Origin of the sequence: Acetobacter okinawensis JCM 25146, from assembly GCF_000613865.1 — a bacterium.
GTDB lineage: Bacteria > Pseudomonadota > Alphaproteobacteria > Acetobacterales > Acetobacteraceae > Acetobacter > Acetobacter okinawensis.
This window is the reverse complement of the sequence record NZ_BAJU01000001.1, coordinates 184,350-200,813: the sequence shown is the minus strand read 5'-3', so window position 1 is coordinate 200,813 and position 16,464 is coordinate 184,350. Positions and strand designations below refer to the sequence as shown.

Below are 16,464 nucleotides of genomic sequence, written 5' to 3'. Positions count from 1 at the left end.
TTTGGGAGTTTGAGAATGAAAGTACGTGTAACCGTCATGCTGAAAGACGGCGTTCTGGACCCGCAGGGAAAGGCCATTGGTCACGCACTGCATACACTGGGCTTTGAAGGCGTGCAGGATGTGCGCGTCGGCAAGGTCATAGAGCTGGACCTGCATGGCGTGAAGGCTGAAGAAGCACACGAAAAAGCGGGCGAAATGGCACGCAACCTGCTGGCCAATCTGGTTATCGAGGATTATTCGGTCGAGGTTGTGGCATGAAGCGCCTCGCCCTGATCGCCCTTGCCGGAGCGCTGGCAGTCCCCGCTCTGGCTCAGGCACAGCGTCTGGCCCCCATGAAGGCGGGCGCGCTGGGCAAAATGTGCTCCACCACCGCCACACGCACCGCATGTGATGCGTATCTGAGCGGGCTGACGGATGGCGTAACCCTTGCCCAGATCAACGCCCATAACAGTGGCGATGCAGCAGCCCCCACGGCTTTTGCGTTCCCGCGAGCGAAGACATTGCCGCCATGCGCGCCAAGGTGCTCGCCTGGCTGAAAGCGCACTCCGACTCTCTGGCCAAGCCGGTGGGCGAGAGCGTGTTTACCGCCCTGCATGACTCTTATCCGTGTGACGTTAAAAAATGAAAGCAGCGATTGTCGTATTCCCCGGCACGAACCGGGAACGTGATATGGCCATTGCCCTGCGGCGCGTGACCGGGCAGGCCCCTCGCATGATCTGGCACCATGAGACAGATCTGAGCGGTATTGATCTGGTTGTTCTGCCCGGCGGCTTCAGCTACGGCGACTATCTGCGCTGTGGCGCCATGGCAGCGCACTCCCCCATCATGGGTGCTGTGCGCGACTTTGCAGCCAAAGGCGGCCATATCCTTGGCGTGTGCAATGGCTTTCAGATCCTGACCGAAAGCAACCTGCTGCCCGGCGCACTGCTGCGCAATGCAAACCTGCGCTTCCTCTCACAGGACTGCTATTTGCGTGTTGAGGTCGAGAACACCCCTTTTACCCGACGCTGGAAAAAGGGTGACGTCTTTCGCACACCTCTGGCCCATGGGGATGGCAACTATACCGCCGACGCCGAAGCACTGGCCGTGCTTGAAGGCGAGGGGCGGGTGGCCTTCCGTTATGCCGATGCCAAAGGCCGCGTGCAGGCAGATGATGCCGGCTCCAACCCGAACGGCAGCGTGAACAGCATTGCCGGTGTTCTAAGCGAAAACAAACGTATCTGCGGCATGATGCCCCACCCCGAGGATCTGGTTGATCCCCTTATGGGCGGTGAGGATGGTCTGCCTCTGTTTGAAGGTCTGGTGGAGGCTCTTGTCCGGTGAATAAGCCTGTAACCGTTGATGAATCCCTTGCGCGTGAATTCGGCTTAACAGCCGAGGAATACGGTCGCGTTCTGTCTATCATGGGCCGCACGCCCAGCCTGACGGAACTGGGTGTGTTCTCCGTCATGTGGTCGGAGCACTGCTCCTACAAATCTTCCCGCAAATGGCTGCGCGGCCTACCCACCAAAGCACCTTGGGTTATCCATGGTCCGGGCGAAAATGCAGGTGTGGTGGATATTGGCCAAGGTTATGCCGCCATCTTCAAGATGGAAAGCCACAACCACCCCTCCTTTATCGAGCCCTATCAGGGTGCGGCCACGGGCGTTGGCGGCATTCTGCGTGACGTGTTTACCATGGGTGCCCGCCCGGTGGCCAACCTGAACGCCCTGCGCTTTGGCACCCCGGAAAACCCGGTGACCCGCCGCATTGTGGATGGTGTGGTGCGCGGCATTGGCGGTTATGGCAACTGTGTTGGCGTACCAACCGTTGGCGGGGAAATCAACTTCCACCCGGCATATGACGGTAACCCACTGGTTAACGCCATGACCGTGGGCATTGCACGGCAGGATCGCATCTTCCTTTCTGCCGCCGCCGGTGTTGGCAATCCTGTTGTTTATGTTGGCTCACGCACGGGGCGGGACGGGATTCATGGTGCAACCATGTCCTCCGCCGAATTTGATGAGGACGCGCTTTCCAAACGTCCTACTGTACAGGTCGGCGACCCCTTCATTGAAAAGCTGCTGATTGAGGCCTGTCTGGAGCTGATGGCCACGGACGCCATTGTCGCCATTCAGGACATGGGTGCCGCAGGCCTGACCTCTTCCGCCGTGGAAATGGCTGGAAAAGGCGGGGTGGGTATTGAGCTTGATCTGGACGCAGTACCCCAGCGCGAACCCAATATGACCGCGTATGAGATGATGCTTTCCGAAAGTCAGGAACGCATGCTCATGGTTCTCCGCCCTGACCGGACGGAGCTTGCGCGTAAGATTTTTGAAAAGTGGGAACTGGACTTTGCCATTATCGGTCACCTGACCGAAACCGGGCATATTGTCATCAAGCACAAAGGGCGCTTGAGGCCGACATTCCGCTCGAACCTCTGGCGGACGAAGCCCCGGTCTATGACCGTCCATCCATCGCCCCTACGGCACCTGCCGCACTTGGCCACGTGCATGCTCCTCTCTCCCTTGATGCCATGCTGCTCCAGCTTGTGGCCTCGCCCGATCTGGCATCGCGTGCATGGGTGTGGAACCAGTATGACAGCACGGTCGGTGGGCAGACTGTCCGTCGTCCAGGTGCCGCAGATGCAGCCATTGTCAAAGTGGACGACACCCAGATCGGCCTTGCACTGACGACGGACTGCACACCACGCTACTGTCAGGCTGACCCACGCACAGGCGGGGCACAGGCTGTGGCCGAAGCATGGCGCAACATCACGGCAACTGGCGCACGCCCGCTGGCGGTGACGGACAACCTGAACTTTGGCAACCCGGAAAAGCCTGAAATCATGGGGCAGTTTATTGCTGCCCTTGAGGGGATGGGAGAAGCCTGCAAGGTTCTCGACTTCCCCATCGTCAGTGGCAACGTGTCCCTTTACAATGAAACGCGGATGCCCGATGGCACAACACAGGCGATCCTGCCCACGCCTGCCATTGGCGGACTTGGCGTTCTTGATGACGTGTCCACCGCCATTGGCCTTGGCATGCAGGCCAGCAAGGATCTGGTGCTGATAGGCACAACCAAAGGTGAACTGGGCCAGTCCATCTGGCTGCGTGAAATTCTAGGCAGGGAAGACGGAGCACCGCCGGCAGTTGATCTGGCAGCGGAAAAACGGAACGGCGATTTTGTCCGGGCTGAAATTCAGGCTGGCCAGATTACCGCATGCCATGACATTGCAGATGGCGGCATTCTGGTGGCTGCGGCCGAAATGGTCATGGCCTCTGGCATTGGCTGTGAGCTGGAGAGCCCAGATTCCGGCATCCGACCGGAAGCCTTCTGGTTTGGTGAAGATCAGGCGCGCTACCTTGTATGCGTGGACGATGCTCAGGCATTCTGCGCCCGTGCAGCACAGGCTGGAGTACCCGCACGCCTGATGGGTCGTGCAGGCGGGAATGAGTTGATTCTGCCTAGCGGAGTTACCATATCTGCTGCACGTCTCCAGTTTGCGCACGAAAGCTTTTTTCCTGCGTTGATGGATAAATAGGAAAAAGGCACAGCATCATGGCCATGTCTGCCACAGAACTTGAAGCTTACATTCTCAAGGCGTTCCCCGACGCCCAGATTAAAATTGACGATCTGGCAGGAGATGGAGACCATTACTCCTGTTCGATCGTGAGTGAAGCCTTCCGTGATGTTCCGCGCGTCAGGCAGCATCAGCTTGTTTATAATGCGCTCGAAGGACACATGGGGGGTAAGCTGCATGCGCTGGCCCTCCGCACGTCCGCACCCTGACCAGAACCGTTTTCCACACGTTCAAGGACCACAGATCATGACTGATTCCATCAAACAGACCATCCAGCACGACATTGATTCCAACCCCGTCATGCTTTTCATGAAAGGGGATGCTGATTTCCCACAGTGTGGCTTTTCTGCCCGTGTAGTGCAGATTCTCCAGCATGTTGGTGTACCGTTCAAAACAGCCAATGTTCTGGCAGATTCCACGCTGCGTCAGGGCATTAAGGACTATTCCAACTGGCCGACCATTCCCCAGCTTTACGTCAAGGGTGAATTCATCGGTGGCTGCGACATTGTGACCGAAATGTACCAGACAGGTGAACTCCAGAAATTGCTCGCAGAAAAAAATATCGCCTGCAACGCGTCTGCCTGAATTATTAGGTTGTCAGCCTGAAATTGCTTTGTATAGTTTCAGGCAGACATAAGATCAGGGGGCTAAGGTTAATGACGCGAGTTCCGTTTGTACGCGGGCTTTTTGCTCTGGCTGGTATTGGCTTGAGTGTAATGGCCTCCAGTTCTTCAGTGCATGCGGAACGTGTTCTTTCCGATCTGGAAGCTAGCAAATTAACCTTTGCCTCCCTGACTGCTCCACCACCTGTCATCCATGCACATCATATGGTACGCCGTGTAGCTGCCAATGCGCATGCAGGCCACAAGGTTATTCTGGCTTCTGCCCAACACGGCAAAATGGTGCATCTGGTCAGCTACCACCAGAGTGCGCATACCGTGTTGCATGCCAGCAAACACCACCACCGCACCTGATAAGCCACCAGAGCCGACAGCGGCTCTCTGACGGTGCTCAGTTCGCCTTTACATCTGGCGGATAATATCCTCCAGCCATTCTATGTTACCCTGAGCATCCACCATAAACAGGTCAAAGCGCAGTTCCTCATACTGCCAGTGCGGGTGGCTTTGTAGCAGACACTCAGCCGCCCTATACAGCCTTCTGGACTGGGTCGCAGAAAGGCACTCGGCTGCCCCCCGTAAAGTCTGGCGTTGTTTGACCTCTACAAAGCTGATAAGTGCGCCTTTTTGCGCAACAATATCAATTTCTCCCCGACGCGTTCTGGCGCGCTGCAATAAAATCTGCCAGCCTGCATTGCGCAGTTTCTGGCAAACTGCGTCCTCCGCAGCCAGCCCGCTCTGGTAGGATGCTGCACCTCTTACACGCCGCGCAGCAACCGGGCCAGCCGGTTTTGTAGAACACTTATGCGCTATGCTGTGGACGCCAGCCGCTTGTTGTGAAAGCATTCTCTCCACCATGCTTTTTGACCTTCAGTTTTCCACAACAGCTTTTGTTGTTGCGTGTATGCGCCTGGCTCTGGTTACCAGCGTCAGTCTGCATATTCTTCTGACAAAACGTAACACATCATCCGCCATCGGGTGGATTGGTGTGTGTGTTCTTATGCCATTCTTTGGCACTGCGCTGTACCTTATGTTTGGCATTAACCGCGTCACGCGACTTGCTAAAAAACTGGTTGGAGACAGAACAGCCCATCGGCAGGATGGAGCGGACCTCTCCTCATGGAACAGGGAGCTTGATGGTCAGTTTGCGCCACTGGCTTTGATGGTTGGCAAACTGACAACCCGCCCCGTTGTGGGCAACAACAGCATAACCTGCCTGCATGATGGGGACGGTGCCTACCCACATATGCTCAATGCCATTGAAAACGCCACAAAAAGCATTTTCCTGTGTTCCTATATTTTCCGGCATGACACCTGCGGCCAACTCTTTGCAGACAAGCTGATTGCCGCGCACAAAAGAGGGGTCCATGTGCGCGTGCTGGTTGATGGTATTGGCAGCGGTTACTTCCTGTCCCCCACCTACCGTTACCTTAAACGCGCGGGCGTTCCTTGCGCGCGCTTTATGCATTCACTCCTTCCATGGCGCATGCCTTTTCTGAACCTGAGGAACCATCGCAAAATTCTGGTTGTGGATGGCAGTATCGGCTTTATGGGCGGGCTTAATATTGCCGACGATAATCTGGTCGCGCGTAAACCCCGCAACCCCGTGTCCGACACCCATTTCCAGATCGAAGGGCCGGTTGTGCATCAACTTGCACAGGTTGCCGCGTGGGACTGGTATTTTACAACTGGAGAGCAACTGAACCGTGATCTTTTTTTGCAAGAACATGCGGGCAATGGCGCATCTCTGGCCCGTATTGTGACCGCAGGCCCGGATACGGATCTGGAAAAAATCGAATACACCATGTTGCAGGCCATCACGCTCTCGCGCAAAAGCATACGGCTCATGACCCCGTATTTTTTGCCTGGCGCGCGTTTTCTGTCCGAACTGGGGCTGGCCGCCCTGCGCGGGGTACAGGTGGATATTATTATCCCCCTCCGCAGCAATCATCGCCCGCTGGACTGGGCGTGTGCTGCCAATATTTCTCCATTGCTGGATACGGGGGTGCGTGTGTGGCACGCGAACCCGCCTTTTAACCATTCCAAGTTAATGGTGGTGGACAAGGCGTGGTCGTTTGTAGGCAGCTCCAATCTGGATATTCGCAGCCTACGCCTGAATTTTGAGATCAACATGGAAACATATGATGTGGCCATGGCTCAGATTACCGATGACTTTATATGCCAGCACCGCAACCACCGGCTCACACATTATGATCTGGACAAACGCAACAGTCTGACACGCATCCGCGATTCATTTGCCAGATTGTTCATGCCTTACCTGTAAGCAAAAATAGCCGGCTTCAAACCAATCTCTGGTTGAAGAGTCACGGCTATCGGCCGATGGTCAGAAGCAAAGACGGGAAGTACCCGCGCTTCCGAGCAGACCATGCCTTCCACCAGACAGCGGTCAAGCCGGATTGGCAGCAGATCGACCATGCGGTGGGTCGGTGCCTTTGGCCCCACATCGGCAAAACCCGGCACAAGGGTTGGCCCCACCAGATTGAAATCTCCCAAAATGGCACATGGTGCGGAGAGCAGGGATGCAATCCTGCGCAACTGCCGGCGGTTAAGCATCTGTCCATGAGAGAGATGTACGTTAGCCAGAGAAAACTGCGCGTATTCTATGATCTGGGCATGCCGCTTAACAATCGGCCCAGAAGGTATGGTGCACGCACGTGGCGGACGCGCAAAGGGCAGGCGGCTCCAGCACGCCACACCATGAATGCGCCCCGGCAGGGGGGAGCGGGCATAATGTCCACCAATAACATCTGGCAGAATATCAATTTCCACCGTGGCTTCCTGCATCAGCAGAATATCAGGCTGCTCTGCCTCAATCAGGGCGGCAACATCATGCACTGTCGCGCCCGTGCGGCGCAGCAGGTTCCAACTGATAACCTTAACACCCGGCGTATCGTTAGCCACAGCATGCCTGCGCCGCCCACGGGCAGCCAATTCTACAAAACGGGACAGACGACGCTTCATGGCCCCATGGTCCTTGTCTCATCCAGTGTGGTCCGCACTGGCTCACCTTGGGCAAACTCCATAGTCAGTGTAAAACCGATTGCAAGAAGGACCGGCCCCAGAAAAATACCCACACCACCAAATGCCAGCAACCCGCCAATAACCCCAAGCACGGTCAGCAGGTAAGGCAGCTTGGAGCCGCGCGCAATAAATAGTGGACGAATCAGATGATCCGCCCCGGAAATAAAAATAACACCATACAAGATAAGCAAAATTCCTTTGAGCTGATGGTGTGTGACAAACAGCCATACAGCTGCAGGTATCCAGACCAGCGGCGCTCCAACAGGAAAAACAGCCAAAAACGCAGCAACGCCGCCCAGAATAACCGCCTCAGCCACGCCAAACATCCACAAGCCAAGCCCGGTCAGAATACCCTGAATAATGCGGTGCCAAGAATACCATAGACCGTGCCACGTACCGTGCTGGCAATAATGGACAGGTGCCGCCCGGCCTGTGGCCCGGCAATGCGCAGCATAACGGCCTGCAGCGTGTCCCACAGGATAGAGCCACTGATCCAGAAGAAAAAAGAAATGAACAATGCCGTAACAAGGTGGAGCGCACCATTGGCCATCTGCATCAGCACGCTCAGAACCGACTGGATAATTCCCCCGGCATAAGGCCGCAACTCCGCAGCAGCGAGTTCCAGATTACGGCTCCACAACGCCCATCTGCGGTGAATATCAGGCCCAAAAACCGGCAGATTATCAAGCCAGTGGGGTAGGGGAGGCAACTGGTTGACCTGCCCGAACAGGGTTGTCAGCTGGAGCGCCCAGCGTGGACCGGATGCAACACAGGCAGAGGCAAGCAAAGCCAGCGGGAACACCACACACACGGCGCACAGTACGGTCATGATCAGGCTGGCTGCGTTGGCACCCATGCTCCGCCGCAAATACTGGAACAGAGGCCATGTCGTGTACGTCAGCACCCCCGCCCAGAGCAGGGCGGAAGAAAAAGGCACCAGCACGGCTATGCAGCCATACGCAATTCCCACCAGCAATAAAAACCGGAGAATGCGTTCAGCCGTCAATGTGTGACCATCAGTCATGCGCGCAATAAACCACGGAACGCCTTAATTTTGTATGTTCCCACAAGAACATGGCATATCGGCTTTATGATATGGCGCATTCCGCCCCGACTTTCCAGTCGGTTCCGATAAACGCTCTGTGTTGGTACATACGCCGCGGCACAAACACGTTTGCCTGTTGCCCCAGACTATGTGATCGTCTTTGACCTGCATTAAAAACATTATGGAACTTTATGGACATGTCTCCTCTCATTTCCGGCAGTTTTCTGCATACTCTTGCCAAGGATACCTCCATCCGTTTTCTGGATGCCACGACAGCCCTGCCGGGAGAGACCTTCGACCCACTAAAACGGTTTCATGCCTGCCATATTCCGGGCAGCCAGTATTTTGACATCAACGTTTTTTCAGACCCACAAAGCAGCTTGCCGCATACGGTACCGTCTGCTGCACGCTTTGCGCATCTCTTTGGCGCACTGGTATTACGCCCGAAACCCATGTGGTATTTTACGATCAGGGCAATGTGGCCTCCGCCTGCCGGGCATGGTGGATGACAAAACTGTTCGGACATGAAAAAACGCAGATCATTCATGGTGGTCTTCGCGCTTGGCAACAGCAGAACCTGCCGGTCGAACAGGGGACTGGAGCAGAGCATGCGCCACAAACCTACCATCCCAGAACAGAATATTCCCGCATAGCCGGACTGGGGGACATGCTTGAGCACGTCAGGCTGCAAAACCGCCCGATACTGGATGCGCGCAGCGCAGACCGCTTTTACGGCATGGCCCCAGAACCACGCGCAGGCGTAAAATCGGGCCATATGCCCGGTGCCCGTAACATACCCTATAAAACCGTTATGGATGAAAACGGTTTTTTCTTACCCGCAGCACAGCTTGAAACCATGTTTTTACATGCTGGTGTAACCGCCACCACGCACCCCATCACCACCTGCGGGTCCGGCATGACCGCCGCGGTGCTGAGCGTTGCGCTGGAACTGGCTGGTTTTACCTCCAACGCCCTGTATGACGGCTCCTGGGCCGAATGGGGCAGCACACCCAATACGCCCATAACAACGGATACAACCCATGACTGACCGCCGTAACGTGGATGCCGGATGGCAAAAACTGGGTACTTCCCTGACCCATGCAGGCCGTGCAGCTGCGCCCGAAGGGGGAACTTACGTCAACCTGCCGGTAGAGCGGGGCTCTACTGTCCTTTTCCCCTCCCTTCAGAGCATGAACCGCAAGGGACTGGAGCGCTATGACCACACCAGCATCTATGGTGCCATGGGCTCCCCCACCCAGCATGAGCTGGAAAAACTGATCGCACAGATTGAAGGCGGCACGGACTGCCAGATTGTCAGTTCCGGTCTTGCTGCCTGCACAACCCCCTTGCTCGCTTTTTTAAAGGCCGGTGATCACTGCCTGCTGGTGGACAGCATCTATGGCCCGACCCGCCGTTTTGCCGAGAATATGCTCCGGCGTTTTGGGGTAGATATTTCCTACTTCCCGCCCTGTGCCAGCAGAGCCGAGGTTGAGGAGTATGTTCAGCCCAATACCCGCATCATTTTTACGGAAAGTCCGGGTAGCCATACCTTTGAAGTGCAGGACATTCCCATGCTGGCAGATGTCGCCCATAGCCATGGGGCACGGCTGTTTTTGGATAATACGTGGGGGTTTGGCATTTTTGCCCCGTTTGAGCACGGGGTAGATGTTTCCATTCAGGCGCTGACCAAATATCCCGCAGGACATTCCGATGTTATTGCTGGCGCTATTACCGTAGCCGATCAGGCTAGCTGGCACATCCTGCGCGACGCTCCATCCAGCTTGGCCAGCTTGCCGGACCGGACGACTGCTGGCTGACCCTGCGCGGCCTGCGCACCATGGGGGTCCGTATGGCGCAGCAGGCACGCACAGCGCTGCACGTTGCAACATGGCTGCACGAACGCCCCGAGGTTGCACAGGTTCTGCACCCAGCTCTACCTGACTGCCCGGGCCACACTTACTGGAAGCGCGATTTTACGGGGGCAGGCAGCCTGTTTGGGGTCGTGCTGAACACCACATATACGCGCCAGAACATGGAGCACATGATTAACGCCATGCGCCTGTTTGGCATTGGTGCCTCATGGGGTGGATACGAAAGTCTGGTATTGCCGACCACAGGCGGTATCACGCGGAACTTTGGCTCCGACCAGCCGGATTCTCCTGCATTCCGTCTGCAGATCGGGCTGGAGAACACGCAGGACCTGATTGACGATCTGGAGCAGGCCTTCAACGCCCTGCACCATACGACCATCTGACACGCCTTACGTACTGGAACGGGCCCGGAATGTAGCAGCCTCGGCGATGTGCTGTGCCTCCACATCCGGGTTTTCAGCCAGATCTGCTATGCTTCTGGCGACCCGTAACAGGCGAGTGTAACCACGTGCGGAAAAACGGAAGCGCTCGGCAATGGTTTGCGCCAGTTCCTGCGCTCTGCCTGTCAGGCTGAGGATATCAAGCGGTGCTTCGGCATTTTTCCGCATGCCCTGCCGATGTGCCTGAAGTGCTCTGGCCTGAGCCACACGCCGCGCAACTGTTGCTGTATCTTCCCCACCGCCCTGCGCCATATACCCTATGGGTTCATAGGGTTGCATGGCCACATGCAGGTCAATCCGGTCCATAAGCGGGCCGGAAAGACGCGCCAGATAATCCGCTCCACAACGGGGTGCCTTGCCGCATTCACGCTCCGGGTCCCCCAGATACCCACAACGGCATGGGTTCATGGCAGCAACAAGCTGGAAGCGGGCAGGGTAGGTAACATGCACAGCTGCTCGAGCAATACTGACCTGCCCGGTCTCCAGCGGCTGGCGCAAAGCCTCCAACGCCGCGCGAGAGAACTCAGGCAATTCATCCAAAAACAACACGCCATGATGCGCCAGACTGATTTCCCCAGGGCGAGCACGCGTACCCCCGCCAACCAGTGCGGGCAGGCTGGCAGAGTGGTGCGGATCACGCACAGGGGGGCGGCGCATGGGTCTGCCATCACGCAGCAACCCGGCGGCACTATATATGCGCGAAACCGCCAGACTCTCGGGTGCCAGCAGGTCTGGCAGCAGGCCGCGCAAGCGTGATGCCAGCATGGATTTGCCTGCGCCGGGCGGACCGGACAGCAAAAGGGAGTGCCCGCCTGCGGCAGCAATTTCCAGCGCACGACGCCCGATTTCCATGCCTTTTATATCAGCCAGATCAGGCTCGGCGGGGGCATCATCAACATCGGGAGTATTGGAAAAAACGGGGCCAGAGAGAATTTGCAGGCCCGTAAAATGGTTAATCAGCGACAAAAGGTCTACGGCAGCCAGAATGGCAATGTCCCCACCGCACAGAGCTTCCTCGCCCTGAGCCGCAGGGCAGACAATGCCCAGCTCCATGGATGCGGCCTCAAGCGAGGCTGACAGCACACCAGAAACCGGATTAAGCCGCCCGTCGAGCGAGAGCTCGCCAAGGGCTGCATAGCGCCCCACTTCTTCTCCGGGAATAACCCCCATGGCGGCCAGCAGGGCCAGCGCAATGGGCAGGTCAAAGTGCGATCCTTCCTTGGGAAGGTCCGCCGGCACCAAATTTACCACAATACGCTTTGCGGGCAGCGCCAGCCCGATGGAGGTCAAGGCCGCCCGCACACGCTCGCGCGCTTCGGCTACGGCCTTGTCTGGTAGCCCCACAACCAGAAATGCAGGCAGACCAGAAGATATCTGAACCTCAACCCATACGGGTCGTGCCTCGATACCCGAAAATGCAAAGCTGCGGATGCGGGAGTAAATCATTCCCACTCTCCGCAGCCCATGCTTAACGGCCTTTGTAAATCAGACGGGCACGCACTGTGCCATCCAGTTCACGCAGGGCCTTGAGCAGACGATCATCCAGATCGGTATCACCACCTGTATCCGCTTCAATCACCACGTAGCCAATTTCCCCATCCGTCTGGAGGAACTGGGCGGTCACATTGCAGGTCTCACGCAGGAAGATTTCATTGAGCTTCATCATAACACCGGGGATGTTATGATGCGCGTGCATGAAGCGCGTCCCACGCGGGCTTTGTGGCAGTTGCACGCCGGGGAAGTTGACGGCACCAAAGGTGGAGCCAACATCCGAATATTCCACCAGCTTGCGGGCCACTTCCACGCCAATGCGTTCCTGAGCTTCTGCCGTGGAACCACCGATGTGCGGGGTGAGGATGACGTTATCAAGCCCCATGATCGGGGTAGAAAGCAGATCCCCCGGACCTTTGGGTTCTTTGGGGAACACGTCAATCGCGGCACCAAGCAGGTGGCCACTTTCCAGCGCTTTGGCCAGCGCGTCCAGATCCACCACATTGCCGCGCGCGTTGTTGATGAGGAAGGAGCCCTTCTTCATCTTGGCAATCTGCTCGGCCCCCATCAGATTGGCTGTGGTTGGCAACTGGGGAACATGCAGACTGACCACATCGCTCTGGGCCAGCAGGTCATCCAACGTGTCTACCGGCATGGCGTTACCATGACCCAGTTTGTCCACTACATCGTAATAAGCCACGCGCATGCCAAAAGCTTCTGCCAGCACGGACAACTGCGAGCCGATGGAGCCGTAACCAATAATACCAAGGGTTTTGCCACGCACTTCCCAGCTATTGGCTGCTGACTTGGTCCATGCCCCTTTATGGCACTCGACCGAGCGGGGGAAAATGCGGCGCATCAGCATAACAATCTCGCCCATGACCAGTTCGGCCACGGAACGCGTGTTGCTGTAAGGCGCGTTGAAAACAGGGATCCCGTTCAGGCGTGCCGTTTCCAGATCGACCTGATTGGTGCCAATGCAAAAACAGCCGATGGCCATAAGGCGGTCCGCACCTTCAATGACCTCTTTGGTCAATTGCGTGCGCGAGCGGATGCCGACAATATGCACACCTTCCAGCGCCTGTTTGAGCGCATCGCCCTCGAGTGCCCCTTTATGGCGTACGACATTCTCGTAACCACAGGCCTTCAGAAGGGCGACGGCACTATCGTGGATACCCTCCAGCAGAAGAATACGGATCTTGTCCTTGGAGAGGGACAGGTGCGTGCTCGTGCTCATTTGGACTGACCATCGCTGTTGTACCGAAGCGCAGACCTATCGCAAAACTGGACCAATGCATAGTCTGCGCGCCCAAATTTGCCGATATGCCCTATATAAATCTTACTGTTCCGCCCGCAGTATCCCTACAGCCTGACTGTGCAGGGAGGCAGAACCCGCAGCAAGAACCGTACGGTCACCATCAAGCCGTAAAGGGGAGCCATCCCATGCGCTCATGACACCACCGGCACCGTGTACAATCGGCACAAGTGCGCCCCAGTCCCACGGGTTCATGTCACATTCGGCGATCAGATCAATCTGCCCGATAGCGAGCAGACCATAGGCGTAACAGTCTCCGCCCCATGTCATCCGGCGTGCATTTTGCTTGAGCTGTCGCCAGCGGTCATGGGGAGCAAGTTCAAGCATTTCGGGCGATGTGCAGGACATCTCAGCATCCTCCAGCGCCACACCCTGCCGGGTCAGGGCAGTTCCCCCCAAAGGTGAGGTAAAGAGTGTCTGCCGCCCCTTAACCCCCAGCCAGCGCTCCTGCAGAACTGGCTGGTCCAGAACCCCCAGTATGGGCTCACCTTTGTAAAAAAGGGCGATCAGGGTGCCAAACAACGGACGTCCGGTTACAAACGCACGTGTGCCATCCACCGGGTCCAGCAACCACTGGTAGTCCGCACCGGCATTATCCTGACCAAACTCCTCCCCGAACACGCCGTGGTCGGGGAGGCGTTCAGCCAGTATGGCGCGCATCACCCGCTCGGCACTCCGGTCTGCTACCGTCACCGGGCTTGCGTCCTGCTTGCTGTCCACATTCACACCACGCCGGAACCATGGCCGCACAACACTTTGCGCCGCATCCGCCAGCATGGTGGCGACATCCACAAATTGGTCAATTCCCGACAGGCTCATCGGTTCTCTCCTGTTATTGGCGTGGGGGAGGGGGTGTGTAGCGTATGCAGGTAAGCAATTGCATCGGCTCTATCCTGCGGGTCAGGCAAACCGGCAAAAGACATGCGTGTACCCGCAGCATAACGGGCAGGAGACGTCAGCCAGTCGGACAGCCTCTGATCATCCCAGACCTGAGCACCATGCTGGCGCAACGCGGCAGAATAAGCATAGCCGGGAAGGGAGGCGACAGTACGGCCGACCACATCAGCCAGAACAGGCCCCGCACCCTCTCCTCCAGCGGCAAGGGCGTGGCATTGCGCGCAGATATGGCGCACCAGCTGCCCACCATGGGCAGAACTGGCACGCACCATAAACGGCGCAATGGTGACTGCCTGCTGGTCAGGAAGCCGGAAAGCCAGCGTGGCAGGTGCTGTATCCGGCACAACGGAGCCGGCCACCGCCAGTGCGCCCCCCATGGCAACAGCGCTCAGCAGAACCGAGACCGCCACCCTGTTCACGAACCTGCCATCCATCCGCACGACCGCCCTGTTTATCACTGGTTGCGTTTGCAGTGCAGCTTTTCTAGACTGCCCGGCGCTTTTCCACGGCTATAAGCCGCGCTGTCTTTTGGAGCAAGCTGATCCATGCCGCCCCTTGTTGTCATCCCCGCCAGACTTGCCTCTACAAGGCTCCCCGGCAAGCCTCTGGCCGACATAGCCGGACGCCCCATGATCGTGCATGTGCTTGAAGCCGCGCTTAAAGCCGACATTGGCCCTGTGGTGGTTGCATCCGCTGACACAGAGATATGTCAGGCCGTGACCGCCGCCAAAGGAACAGCCGTGCTGACCGATGCAGACCTGCCATCTGGCTCGGACCGGGTGTGGCAGGCTGTGCAGAGTATTGACCCGCGCGGGCAGTACAGCACCATCATCAACCTACAGGGGGATCTACCTACGCTTGCACCACAGACCTTGCATGAGGTTAGCAAGGTCATGAACAACCCGGCGTTTGACATAGGCACCCTTGTTGCGCCCATTACCTCGGAAGAAGAGAAAAACGCATCTTCCGTAGTCAAGGTCGCCTGCCATTTTGCACCTGACGCGCAACAAACCCCAGCCCTTTATTTTTCCCGCCAACCCATTCCATGGGGGCCGGGGCCCCTATGGCACCATGTGGGCCTGTATGGCTGGCGGCGCACCGCTCTTGCGCGCTTTGTCCAACTCCCTCCGTCCGGGTTGGAAAAACGCGAAAGTCTGGAACAACTCCGTGCGCTGGAAAATGGTATGCGCATTGGTTGTGCACGTATTGCAATCGCGCCATTTGGGGTTGATACACCACAGGATCTGGAACGGGCACGCCGCCTGCTTGGAGCATAAAGGCCATGATGGACAAAGTTATCGCCTTTCAGGGCATGCATGGAGCCTACTCCGATATGGCCTGCCGCGCAGCACGCCCGGGCTGGACAACACTGCCATGCCACAGTTTTGCAGACGCCATAGATGCCGTTCATACCGGACGTGCAGAACAGGCCATGCTGGCGTGCGAGAACAGTCTGGCAGGCCGTGTGCCAGACATTCATTCGCTCCTCCCCGCATCGGGGCTGCATATTATTGGCGAACATTTCCAGCGTGTTGAACACTGCCTGCTGGTTGTGCCGGGCACCCGCATGGAGCAGATCCGCCGTGTGCATACGCACCCCGTTGCCATGGCCCAGATACGCAATCTGCTCAAAAACCATAACCTGACCCCGGTCACGGAATTTGACACAGCAGGGGCTGCAGAACTGGTGGCGCTCTGGCAAAAGCCCGAAGAGGCCGCAGTTGCCTCCGCCTTGGCCGCAGAACTGTATGGGCTGGAAATTCTACAACGCAATGTGGAAGATGCCTCCCACAACACCACGCGCTTTTACATTACCGCCCGCACGCCCCAAGAGCCTGAGCCCAACACGCCACACACCATGACCACGCTGCTATTCAGCGTGCAAAACAGCCCCGGCGCCCTCTATAAGGTACTAGGGGGATTTGCCACCAACGGCGTAAACATGACCCGGCTGGAAAGCTACATGACGGGTGAAACATTTGCCGCCACACGTTTTTTGATGGATGTAGAAGGCCACCCCAGCGATTCCCATCTGGGCAAAGCTCTGGCGGAACTTGAATTTTTCTCCAAAAACGCCACAATTCTGGGCGTGTATCAACAATCGCCCTTCCGGCGCTATGCCGCCACCCAAGGGCAGGACACGCCACACTCCACTCCCGCAGATGCCATTCCAGGATAAGTGAC

18 protein-coding genes and 3 pseudogenes are annotated in these 16,464 nt (G+C 57.2%); 14 read left to right on the top strand and 7 right to left on the bottom strand.

Annotated elements, in window-relative coordinates; genetic code table 11:
- The first annotated feature begins 15 nt into the window (after positions 1-15).
- The 8 genes and pseudogenes from purS (at position 16) to JCM25146_RS01005 (ending at position 4,536) form a co-directional block, all read left to right on the top strand.
- The gene (purS, locus tag JCM25146_RS01035) at positions 16-258 is read left to right on the top strand and encodes a phosphoribosylformylglycinamidine synthase subunit PurS (protein WP_025825212.1); all 243 of its coding nucleotides are present in this window, start codon (positions 16-18) and stop codon (positions 256-258) included.
- Positions 255-536, top strand: a complete 282-nt coding sequence (locus JCM25146_RS16300; RefSeq protein WP_242400821.1) for a hypothetical protein — start codon at positions 255-257, stop codon at positions 534-536. The genes purS and JCM25146_RS16300 overlap by 4 nt, the downstream gene beginning before the upstream one ends.
- The gene (locus JCM25146_RS23130; protein ID WP_242400820.1) at positions 509-625 is read left to right on the top strand and encodes a Rap1a/Tai family immunity protein; all 117 of its coding nucleotides are present in this window, start codon (positions 509-511) and stop codon (positions 623-625) included. The genes JCM25146_RS16300 and JCM25146_RS23130 overlap by 28 nt, the downstream gene beginning before the upstream one ends.
- On the top strand, positions 622-1,323 hold the full coding sequence (purQ, locus tag JCM25146_RS01025; protein WP_025825211.1) for a phosphoribosylformylglycinamidine synthase subunit PurQ: 702 nt from the start codon (positions 622-624) through the stop codon (positions 1,321-1,323). Before JCM25146_RS23130 ends, purQ begins: the two co-directional genes overlap by 4 nt.
- Positions 1,320-3,523, top strand: a pseudogene (gene purL, locus JCM25146_RS16295) (phosphoribosylformylglycinamidine synthase subunit PurL). The gene purQ and the pseudogene purL overlap by 4 nt, the downstream one beginning before the upstream one ends.
- A gap of 17 nt (positions 3,524-3,540) precedes the next feature.
- Positions 3,541-3,771, top strand: a complete 231-nt coding sequence (locus JCM25146_RS01015; RefSeq protein ID WP_025825210.1) for a BolA/IbaG family iron-sulfur metabolism protein — start codon at positions 3,541-3,543, stop codon at positions 3,769-3,771.
- A gap of 37 nt (positions 3,772-3,808) precedes the next feature.
- Positions 3,809-4,147 (top strand): Grx4 family monothiol glutaredoxin, encoded by a 339-nt coding sequence (gene grxD / locus JCM25146_RS01010; protein ID WP_025825209.1) that lies wholly within the window; start codon positions 3,809-3,811, stop codon positions 4,145-4,147.
- A gap of 71 nt (positions 4,148-4,218) precedes the next feature.
- The gene (locus JCM25146_RS01005; protein WP_025825208.1) at positions 4,219-4,536 is read left to right on the top strand and encodes a hypothetical protein; all 318 of its coding nucleotides are present in this window, start codon (positions 4,219-4,221) and stop codon (positions 4,534-4,536) included.
- Positions 4,537-4,584: 48 nt separating this feature from the next.
- On the opposite strand, the gene JCM25146_RS01000 is transcribed toward JCM25146_RS01005, so the two are convergent.
- Positions 4,585-5,025, bottom strand: coding sequence for a YraN family protein (locus JCM25146_RS01000; RefSeq protein WP_242400819.1), 441 nt, complete (start codon positions 5,023-5,025; stop codon positions 4,585-4,587).
- A gap of 10 nt (positions 5,026-5,035) precedes the next feature.
- On the opposite strand from JCM25146_RS01000, the gene cls reads away from it, so the two are divergent.
- On the top strand, positions 5,036-6,463 hold the full coding sequence (gene cls, locus JCM25146_RS00995; protein WP_025825206.1) for a cardiolipin synthase: 1,428 nt from the start codon (positions 5,036-5,038) through the stop codon (positions 6,461-6,463).
- Here the strand turns inward: cls and JCM25146_RS00990 are convergent.
- Both JCM25146_RS00990 and JCM25146_RS16290 read right to left on the bottom strand, forming a co-directional pair.
- Positions 6,454-7,161, bottom strand: coding sequence for an endonuclease/exonuclease/phosphatase family protein (locus JCM25146_RS00990; RefSeq protein ID WP_025825204.1), 708 nt, complete (start codon positions 7,159-7,161; stop codon positions 6,454-6,456). The two genes, cls and JCM25146_RS00990, sit on opposite strands and share 10 nt — an antisense overlap.
- Positions 7,158-8,245: pseudogene (locus tag JCM25146_RS16290) on the bottom strand (AI-2E family transporter). Before JCM25146_RS16290 ends, JCM25146_RS00990 begins: the two are co-directional and overlap by 4 nt.
- 218 nt (positions 8,246-8,463) lie before the next feature.
- On the opposite strand from JCM25146_RS16290, the gene JCM25146_RS23125 reads away from it, so the two are divergent.
- The 3 genes and pseudogenes from JCM25146_RS23125 to metC all read left to right on the top strand — a co-directional run bounded on the left by JCM25146_RS23125 (position 8,464) and on the right by metC (position 10,520).
- Positions 8,464-8,775: a rhodanese-like domain-containing protein gene (locus JCM25146_RS23125; RefSeq protein ID WP_242400818.1), complete on the top strand. Its 312-nt coding sequence runs from the start codon at positions 8,464-8,466 to the stop codon at positions 8,773-8,775.
- Positions 8,721-9,314, top strand: a complete 594-nt coding sequence (locus tag JCM25146_RS16285; protein ID WP_369347385.1) for a sulfurtransferase — start codon at positions 8,721-8,723, stop codon at positions 9,312-9,314. Before JCM25146_RS23125 ends, JCM25146_RS16285 begins: the two co-directional genes overlap by 55 nt.
- Positions 9,307-10,520: pseudogene (gene metC, locus JCM25146_RS16280) on the top strand (cystathionine beta-lyase). Before JCM25146_RS16285 ends, metC begins: the two are co-directional and overlap by 8 nt.
- 6 nt (positions 10,521-10,526) lie before the next feature.
- Here metC and JCM25146_RS00970 read toward each other — a convergent pair.
- From JCM25146_RS00970 to JCM25146_RS00955, 4 genes are all read right to left on the bottom strand, one after another.
- Positions 10,527-12,023, bottom strand: coding sequence for a YifB family Mg chelatase-like AAA ATPase (locus JCM25146_RS00970; RefSeq protein ID WP_025825201.1), 1,497 nt, complete (start codon positions 12,021-12,023; stop codon positions 10,527-10,529).
- Positions 12,024-12,045: 22 nt separating this feature from the next.
- Positions 12,046-13,305: a phosphoglycerate dehydrogenase gene (serA, locus tag JCM25146_RS00965; protein ID WP_025825199.1), complete on the bottom strand. Its 1,260-nt coding sequence runs from the start codon at positions 13,303-13,305 to the stop codon at positions 12,046-12,048.
- Positions 13,306-13,407: 102 nt separating this feature from the next.
- Positions 13,408-14,202, bottom strand: a complete 795-nt coding sequence (locus JCM25146_RS00960; protein ID WP_035371659.1) for an inositol monophosphatase family protein — start codon at positions 14,200-14,202, stop codon at positions 13,408-13,410.
- Complete coding sequence (locus tag JCM25146_RS00955; protein WP_242400817.1) at positions 14,199-14,699, bottom strand: c-type cytochrome; 501 nt, start codon at positions 14,697-14,699, stop codon at positions 14,199-14,201. The genes JCM25146_RS00960 and JCM25146_RS00955 overlap by 4 nt, the downstream gene beginning before the upstream one ends.
- 126 nt (positions 14,700-14,825) lie before the next feature.
- On the opposite strand from JCM25146_RS00955, the gene JCM25146_RS00950 reads away from it, so the two are divergent.
- On the top strand, positions 14,826-15,557 hold the full coding sequence (locus JCM25146_RS00950; protein WP_025825194.1) for a 3-deoxy-manno-octulosonate cytidylyltransferase: 732 nt from the start codon (positions 14,826-14,828) through the stop codon (positions 15,555-15,557).
- Between the two features lie 5 nt (positions 15,558-15,562).
- On the top strand, positions 15,563-16,459 hold the full coding sequence (locus JCM25146_RS00945) for a prephenate dehydratase (RefSeq protein ID WP_025825192.1): 897 nt from the start codon (positions 15,563-15,565) through the stop codon (positions 16,457-16,459).
- The last annotated feature ends 5 nt before the right edge of the window (positions 16,460-16,464 follow it).

Bases quoted from the DNA above. Each gene is read 5' to 3' on its own strand.
- JCM25146_RS00960 (WP_035371659.1), bottom strand. From the start codon at position 14,202: ATGAGCCTGTCGGGAATTGACCAATTTGTGGATGTCGCCACCATGCTG.
- JCM25146_RS01005 (WP_025825208.1), top strand. From the start codon at position 4,219: ATGACGCGAGTTCCGTTTGTACGCGGGCTTTTTGCTCTGGCTGGTATT.
- purQ (WP_025825211.1), top strand. From the start codon at position 622: ATGAAAGCAGCGATTGTCGTATTCCCCGGCACGAACCGGGAACGTGAT.
- JCM25146_RS01015 (WP_025825210.1), top strand. From the start codon at position 3,541: ATGGCCATGTCTGCCACAGAACTTGAAGCTTACATTCTCAAGGCGTTC.
- JCM25146_RS00990 (WP_025825204.1), bottom strand. From the start codon at position 7,161: ATGAAGCGTCGTCTGTCCCGTTTTGTAGAATTGGCTGCCCGTGGGCGG.
- grxD (WP_025825209.1), top strand. From the start codon at position 3,809: ATGACTGATTCCATCAAACAGACCATCCAGCACGACATTGATTCCAAC.
- purS (WP_025825212.1), top strand. From the start codon at position 16: ATGAAAGTACGTGTAACCGTCATGCTGAAAGACGGCGTTCTGGACCCG.
- JCM25146_RS00945 (WP_025825192.1), top strand. From the start codon at position 15,563: ATGATGGACAAAGTTATCGCCTTTCAGGGCATGCATGGAGCCTACTCC.
- JCM25146_RS01000 (WP_242400819.1), bottom strand. From the start codon at position 5,025: ATGCTTTCACAACAAGCGGCTGGCGTCCACAGCATAGCGCATAAGTGT.
- JCM25146_RS23125 (WP_242400818.1), top strand. From the start codon at position 8,464: ATGTCTCCTCTCATTTCCGGCAGTTTTCTGCATACTCTTGCCAAGGAT.
- cls (WP_025825206.1), top strand. From the start codon at position 5,036: ATGCTTTTTGACCTTCAGTTTTCCACAACAGCTTTTGTTGTTGCGTGT.
- JCM25146_RS23130 (WP_242400820.1), top strand. From the start codon at position 509: ATGCGCGCCAAGGTGCTCGCCTGGCTGAAAGCGCACTCCGACTCTCTG.
- JCM25146_RS00970 (WP_025825201.1), bottom strand. From the start codon at position 12,023: ATGATTTACTCCCGCATCCGCAGCTTTGCATTTTCGGGTATCGAGGCA.
- JCM25146_RS00950 (WP_025825194.1), top strand. From the start codon at position 14,826: ATGCCGCCCCTTGTTGTCATCCCCGCCAGACTTGCCTCTACAAGGCTC.
- serA (WP_025825199.1), bottom strand. From the start codon at position 13,305: ATGAGCACGAGCACGCACCTGTCCCTCTCCAAGGACAAGATCCGTATT.
- JCM25146_RS16300 (WP_242400821.1), top strand. From the start codon at position 255: ATGAAGCGCCTCGCCCTGATCGCCCTTGCCGGAGCGCTGGCAGTCCCC.